The following is a 7839-nucleotide window of genomic DNA, read 5'->3' on the forward strand; positions in this document are numbered from 1 at the left end:
ATCTGGTAATGATGCCAATCGATCTAATAAGGTTTGTTCTTTCTTTAGTGCTTCCTGCAAACCTTGTTCAAATTTCCGCTTGCTGGCCCCTGGTTCAAAGTTTTTAATATTAGATAGAATTATTGGGATCAATATGGCGGGATTTTCGCGCCAACGGGTTTTAGTTATATCAATTTCACCTGCACACCGCATACCATATTTCTCAAGATAGGCATCGATAATAGCCTTGACTTCTTGCCCGCCATCAAACTTCATAATATCGTTCAGGAAGTAGCCGTTTTTTACCTGTTGCAAATACTCAATTATTGCCGGATAAGGACGGATGGCATCTGCAATATCTAATAGTGCCAGTCCCATCTCTGAGGTGATATTGTTTGATACAGATTGAGAAAGAACATCTGCTACGTTCTTTTCACCGAGCCATTCATTCATCTTTTCGTTGATCCATGCTGAAGCATTCATTGTAGCGATGATAACGCCCAAATGTTTCCCCTCAAATATCATCTGCTTTGATTCCCGGATATCTTCCAGGATAAACTCAAACAGATGATCACCTGATTTGTTCCGGATATTTTGTTTGAGTACTTCTACCGATGCCTCATTCTGTTTAATCAAATCAGCAACGATTGCGGGATCATTTCCTACTTGCCCTAATATATCTGCTGCAGACAGCCCCCTATTGCTTTTGACAGGTGACCTTTCTTTTCCATCGTTGGGTAGTGATTTTATAAAATCCTTCCGTTCCACGATGGTCTGCAATGCGTCTTTTATGAGTGGATCATGTTGTTCCATGGCCGCTAACAAATTATCTCTGCCAGCAGGTGTAGCCAGCTCATCCTTAACATCGACAAACAGCCTGCCGCCAGCTTCAAACATTGGTCTTGCAGCTCTTAACTGCCACATAGATAAACCCAAGGGTTTCATAGGATCAGTCATCATTTGCTGATGGCCAACAGATATATAGACATGATTCTCCTGATCATTTGCTTCTGGAACCGGATATAAAGTTGTGATGGGCCTGCTCTGAACAATATGGAATATATCATTGGCCAAACACCATTCAATGTCCTGCGGGCATCCAAAACAGGCTTCAATCTTTCTGCCAATGGCTGCGAGTTGTAAGATCTGCTGATCAGTCAGTGCCTGCCTGTCTTGTTGCTTAGGTTCAATTTCCTGGAGTTTAGTACTGCCTTCTTCTACAGCTACAATGGCTAGTTTTTTGGCAGATATCCTTTTAACGATCTCCTGATTTGCATAGACACGGTAATTGTCGGCATTTACAAGACCGGCAACCAAAGTCTCACCAAGCCCAAAGCTGGCATCGATAGACAAGTGTTTTCTATTGGAATTTACCGGATCTGCTGTAAACATGATCCCTGCTACGTCCGGAAACACCATTTTCTGAACAACCACAGCCAGATAAACCTTCCTGTGGTCTACTTGATTTTGAATTCTATAAATGATAGCCCTACCGGTAAAAAGTGATGCCCAACACTTGCTGATGTGTTTTGCAATCGCTTCTATCCCTTTAATATTCAGAAAGGTATCATACTGTCCTGCGAAGGAAGCCGCAGGCATGTCTTCTGCAGTAGCACTGGATCGCACCGCATAAGCGTCTTTATCACCAATTCTTAAAAGACAACTTTCGATCTCCTTTAAAAGAGATACTGAAATTGGCAGGTGTTCAATGGTATCGCGTATTTTTGAACTTATTATACTGATGTTCAATACATCTTCAACCTTGAGCAGGGTCAATTCATTCAACAAACTATTGATCTCCTGATTGTTTATAATGGTTTCTTTGTAAGCTTCTGTAGTAATATAGAATCCATCTGGTACCTTTATCCCATGAATGTGCAGCAAGGCGCTTAGGTTAGCTGCTTTACCGCCCACCAAATTTAGTGTCGCTTTATTACCTTGGGTTACGCCAGGGACGTAAATAGTTATATTTTCCATGTGCTTATTTTAATATTATTTACTACTTAGCCTTGCCGTTATCTCCTTCATGATCTCTACTGATGTTGAAAGGTAACTTTCTATGATTTTAATTTCGTCGTTTGAAAACGAAGCGGTCAATTCTGCCGACTTATTTCTAAAATCATGATAGAGCGGCGCCAAAAGCTCCATTATTTTGTCCGTATCTGGCACAATGAAAACCTTTCGCCGGTCATCTTCGCCATGCTGCCTTTTTACTAATTTTTTCTTTTCAAATCTATCGATCAAACCAGTAATCGCCCCTGTGGTCAGGCCTGTCAAATTTGAAAGTTCTCCCGCGGTCATCTGCCCTCTTTCTAAGAGAAAGCCTAAATATTTATGATCTGTACCTGAAAACCCCGCTGTTCGGGCAATAGACTCATGCATCTGAAGAGATGTATATGCATACGCCTGATTTAATTTTCTGATTCTTCTGATGTGTTCTTCTTCCATGCTGTATTTTTTGATGTCATCCAGGTACTATTTCTATATATATATTTATCTTATTCAATAACTATCTTAGTCACTAAGATAAATAATAATTATGGTCTTCTCTATATTTTTCGTTTTTTTTAAAGAGGAAAAATAATAACGGGGTTAGTGATTAATCGGTGAAGCTGGTTCGTACGGCTCAGTAAAGGTTTTCATAGATTGAACCGCTGAATTCAGAATCACATAATCAGTTCTGGTATGATTGCCCTCCTGAACGGACAATGTGCCGTTAATAAGCTTGTTACTGAGCGTAAAGCTGGCTTTCTGTATGAAGTTATTGATCCTATAGTTACCATCATTCAACGCTACCGGCTTTTGCTTGTCCGCGGAAACCAACCGCACTTTATTGATAAATGTACTTGCCTCCTTTCCTAGTTTCAATTCTGCATTGTCGATTACCCGCTGAGCAAAGGCTCCATGTATACCAGTCAACAGTAGCAGGCAGGTTAAAAATCTGGAGAATTGTGTTTTCATTTGGTTTAGATTTTTGTTTTTCAGTATTATTGAGGATTTCTATATTGGATATTGCCTGTTGATTCGCTGTTCAGGTTTCTCACTAAATAGATACAAACAGATCAGAAAAAACCATTCCAAAGGTTTCATTAGAAAATATGTTAAGTTTGACATGCGCTCATTATTGATCTTTTTGGATAAATTATAGCCATAAGTGTCATAATTGCGACGAATGATCCGGTGCAATCCCGGAGAAAAATCCTGAACCATTTCTTCAAAAGCATTTGCAATCAGTAACTGTCGGTTTACAACAATGATTCTTCCAGCCCTGACACCCAGCCTAATGGGTTTTACAATTTTTGGATTTCCCGAAACCGCAACCGTACATAGGTAATGTCCTCTGTGACCAAGAACCGGAGGATGGGTATGCTGCGAAAATCTCCACGTGGTTGTTTCTGTAAAAACCTTGACCAGAGAATCTGGATCCTGGCCTAATAACATGAGCAAAACTGTTGTAGCCAGTAATACAGGAATAATAAGGATCACTGCCCAAAAAGGTAGATTACTTTGTTGAGCCAGAAAAAGATTTAATCTGTTTAGCAATTTATTGGTGTACGTACGATCATTTGCAGTAGCCATATCTGTTTTAACAACCTGTACAATCAGCAAGGCGGAAATAAAGATTCCCAAAACCGGTGTAAATACAAATAGATAGACATGATCTGCGTGGTTATAAATCCCAAGGCTACTTGTATCATGTTCAGAGATCTGAAATAAAATTAATATATTGAAAACTATACCTGTAATGATAAAACCCAGGCAGAGCACCATTGCTAATGGTGGTAATTTATTTCCTTTGAGCCATATGAGTAACAAAGCCGTGTGAAATGCCGCAAAATAAAAAAGCAATGTGAGGATATGTTTTCCTCCGAATGGAATATAACATGCGCCATCTACAGGATCAATTGCCGTTAAATAATCAGCTTGGTGAATCATAAAACCAATGCACAGTGCGCCGATTGATAGTACGTAACAAGTAACGAGTGCCAGCTCAGGGATCGCGATATCCTTCTTCACTTTTTTTACAATGAGTACCGGAACACTGATGACCATGATGATAAACAGTAATGCAAAAACAATAGCCATTCTATATTTTTCTTATTTACTCTATAATAAAGTACCCTTTAAAAAGATTGCGGCAATACTAAAGTAAATTACTAAGCCGGTAACGTCCACCAATGTGGCCACAAATGGCGCTGAAGAAGTAGCCGGATCAATTTTGCACTTCTTTAGGATCATCGGCACCATCGATCCACTTAAGGTTCCCCATAATACAATACCAATTAGTGAAAAGAATATCGTAGTGGCCAGTAACAACCAGTGAGAACCATAGTTATACCATTGAAAATTCTGCCATATCGAAATTCGTACAAAACCAATTGCACCAAGTATGATACCTAAAACCAAACCAGATAAAATTTCTCTTCGCATGACATACCACCAGTCTTTTAAGGAGAGTTCTTTCAATGCCATGGCCCGGATAATTAATGTAGCCGCTTGTGAGCCACTGTTACCACCGCTGGAAATAATTAAGGGAACGAACAAGGCAAGTACAACAGCTTTAGAAATCTCCCCATCAAAATAGCCCATTGCAGTAGCAGTTAACATTTCTCCAAGGAAAAGAATAATGAGCCAGCCTGCTCTTTTTCTCAATAATGAGAAGAAAGGTGTTTTTACATAAGGAAAATCTAATTCTTCAATACCACCAAATTTTTGGATCTCTGCAGTATCTTTTTGTTCGGCCACGTCCATAACATCATCAACCGTGACTACACCAAGCAAAATATTCTCATCATTAATGACAGGGAGTACCACCCTGTCATACTCTTTGAACTTTTGAACGGCGTCCTCTTTGGTATCTGTGATTTTCAAACTTGTACAAAAGCCATCCAATATATCTTCAATCTTCTTATAGTTTTCAGTTAGCACCAACCTTCTAATGGGCACATCATCAATGAGTTTTCCATCGCTGTCCAACACATAAATGACATTTACAGCTTCCGTATCTTTATGATTCAAACGTAAATATTCACTTGCCTCTGCAATTGTCATATTTCGATCTATGGCAGCAAAGTCCGTATTGATAATTCTGGCAACACTTTTATTGGAATAACCCAGTAGATGTTCTACGGCTGTCCTGTTTTCTTCATTTAGAAATCCAAGAAGACGTGAAAGTTCCACTCCTTTTGAAGAAGAATAAAAGATGGTACGGTCATCTGATTTAAGGTTGTTGAGGATATAAGATGCTCTGTCTTTGGATATGCTTGTTATGATCCGTTTCTGGAGCTGTACATCTAAATAAGGCAGAACATTTACCTGTTGTTCTTCCTGAAAAGAGTTGAATGCCTCGATTGCCTTATTGACCGGAATTGAAATAAATAATTTAGCAACTTCTGAAGGATGGATATACCCTGTTTGGTTATTAGGCTTAAATAAACCGGAAAAATCTCCGGCCAGTATTTTCTTTCTTACTTCTTTAAAAGGAAAATTCATCAAAAAGTAGTTTATAAGCGTAAAATTGGAAAAAAGAAAGTGTCATTAATCCACTCGTCCTGAATTAAATATAGGAAAGAATGTATAAGAATGACAATCATTCTTATACATTCTTTCCTAAAATTTTAGATTTCTTCTTCTTCAGTCACTTTGTTTGCTCTTAATTTTTCCTGCAGTGTTTGGAAAATAACAAACAAAGAAGGAACAACAAATACGCCGAGCAATGTACCAAAAAGCATTCCGCCGATAGCGCCTGTACCAATTGAGCGGTTACCATTAGCACCTACACCGGTAGAAAACATTAAAGGCATTAATCCAAAAATGAAAGCAAAAGAAGTCATTAAAATAGGTCTTAGACGCGCTTTAGCACCTTCTATTGCTGAATCCAGTATGCTCATTCCCTTTTCTCTTCTTTCAATAGCGAATGTAATCATCAAAATGGCGTTCTTGGCCAGGAGTCCGATCAGCATGATTAAGGATATCTGCATATAGATATTGTTATCCAGACCAAAAACTTTTGCAAATACAAATACTCCGGATAAACCTACTGGCAAGGAGAATAGCACTGCAAGTGGAAGCAAATAACTTTCATACTGGGCACTTAAAAGCAGATAAACGAATGCGAGACATAGAATGAATATATACAGCGTTTGTGAACCGGCATTTTGTTCCTCCCGGCTAATGCCTGAATATTCGAAGCCATAGCCAGCAGGTAAATATTTATCTGCCGTTCTTTGAATGGCTTGTAGCGCCTGTCCGGTACTGTAGTTGTCATTTGGCGACCCACTTACAGACATAGAACTAAACAGGTTAAACCGGGTCACATTTTCTGGCCCGTAAACTCTTTTGAGGGTAATGAATTCAGTAATTGGTGTCATTAAGCCACTGTTGGTTTTAATTCCAATCCGGTTAAGACCTTGTGGATTTGCCCTGTAATTTGTATCTGCCTGGATAATCACCCTATATTGCTGTCCAAATTCATTAAAATTAGACGTATATGAACTGCCATAAAAAGCCTGCATGGCACCCAATACATCTGAAACAGAAACCCCTGCATCTTTGCATTTCGCCACATTCACACTCATTTGATATTGAGGGAAATTTGGGTTAAAGGAGGTTGAAGCATATTGAATTTCTGGTTGATTGTTTAACTGGGCTAAAAACCCTTTTGCTACGCCGTAAAACTGATCTGTGGTGTGGCCTCCTTGATCTTCCAGCTGAAAAGTAAAACCACCACTGGTACCAAAACCTGTTATCGTTGGCTGTGACATGAATAAAATACTGGCTTCCTTTATGTTTGCAGTCTTCTTTGTAAGCTCTTTAATAACAGCATTATTATTTACCTTCGGCCGCTGGTCCCAAGGTTTAAGTCTGAGGATCACCATACCATAGGAACTGCCGCTTCCACCTATAAAATTCTGTCCCATGGTACGCATGGTATTTTGTACTTCAGGAATTGTTCTGGAAATAGAATCTACTTTGATGGCTACAGCCTTAACCCTATCCATGGTGGATCCTGGGGGGAGCGTAATATTGACAAAGATAGTCCCCATATCCTCGCTGGGTACGAAGCTCGAAGGCGTAGACCTCATTAAGGTATAAAAAGCGGTAATAAATAGACCTATGGCTACAACAACAATCCATTTTTTTGCCATAAGGAATTTTACAGCACGGGCGTATTTGCTGGTAAGTCCATCGTAAGCAGCGTTGAAACTAACACCGAACCGATGCATGAGTGTTTTGTTTTCCTGTTCCTTAATGTGCGAGGGAGGTTTCAAAAACATGGCGGCCAATGCCGGACAAAGTGTAAGTGCGTTTACAGCCGATATGACAATAGCAATCGCCAGGGTAATCCCGAATTGTTTATAAAAGACACCAGCTGATCCACTTATAAAAGTAACCGGAACAAATACTGCAGCCATGATTAATGTAATAGATACAATTGCTCCTGAAATTTCACTCATAGCATCAATTGCAGCCTTTCTTGGAGATTTATAACCACTTTCTAGTTTAGCATGCACAGCTTCTACAACTACAATTGCATCATCTACAACAATACCGATGGCGAGCACCAGCGCAAACAAGGTGAGTAGATTAATACTGAACCCAAAGAGATATAGAAAGAAGAATGTTCCTGTGATGGCAACAGGAACAGAAATTCCGTGGATAATGGTCGACCTAAAATCCTGAAGGAAGATAAAGATCACCAAAAACACCAACAGAAAACATTCAATAAGTGTATGGACCACTTTATCAATTGACGCATTCAAAAACTGATTGACATCAACCAGGTAAAGTGATTTGATGCCTGCAGGAAAAGATTTCTGGGCCTTTTCGAGGACTAATTTGGATTTATTGATAACGTCC

General features: G+C 39.4%; 6 protein-coding genes. All 6 read right to left on the minus strand.

The window, feature by feature from the left end:
* Positions 1-1956, minus strand: a 1956-nt coding sequence (gene ppsA, locus VNZ46_RS21800) for a phosphoenolpyruvate synthase (RefSeq protein ID WP_325562561.1), incomplete at its 3' end; no start/stop codon positions are given.
* A gap of 15 nt (positions 1957-1971) precedes the next feature.
* Entirely contained in the window at positions 1972-2427 is a 456-nt protein-coding gene (locus VNZ46_RS21805; protein WP_325562563.1) for a MarR family winged helix-turn-helix transcriptional regulator, read from the minus strand.
* Between the two features lie 144 nt (positions 2428-2571).
* The gene (locus VNZ46_RS21810) at positions 2572-2940 is read right to left on the minus strand and encodes a hypothetical protein (RefSeq protein ID WP_325562565.1); all 369 of its coding nucleotides are present in this window, start codon (positions 2938-2940) and stop codon (positions 2572-2574) included.
* Between the two features lie 39 nt (positions 2941-2979).
* Positions 2980-4065: a DUF6688 domain-containing protein gene (locus VNZ46_RS21815; RefSeq protein WP_325562567.1), complete on the minus strand. Its 1086-nt coding sequence runs from the start codon at positions 4063-4065 to the stop codon at positions 2980-2982.
* 21 nt (positions 4066-4086) lie between these two features.
* A complete protein-coding gene (gene mgtE / locus VNZ46_RS21820; protein WP_325562569.1) occupies positions 4087-5472 on the minus strand; it encodes a magnesium transporter in 1386 nt (461 codons plus the stop codon).
* Positions 5473-5597: 125 nt separating this feature from the next.
* Positions 5598-7839, minus strand: a 2242-nt coding sequence (locus VNZ46_RS21825) for an efflux RND transporter permease subunit (protein WP_325562571.1), incomplete at its 5' end; no start/stop codon positions are given.

This window comes from Pedobacter sp. (assembly GCF_035566355.1).
Taxonomy (GTDB): domain Bacteria; phylum Bacteroidota; class Bacteroidia; order Sphingobacteriales; family Sphingobacteriaceae; genus Pedobacter.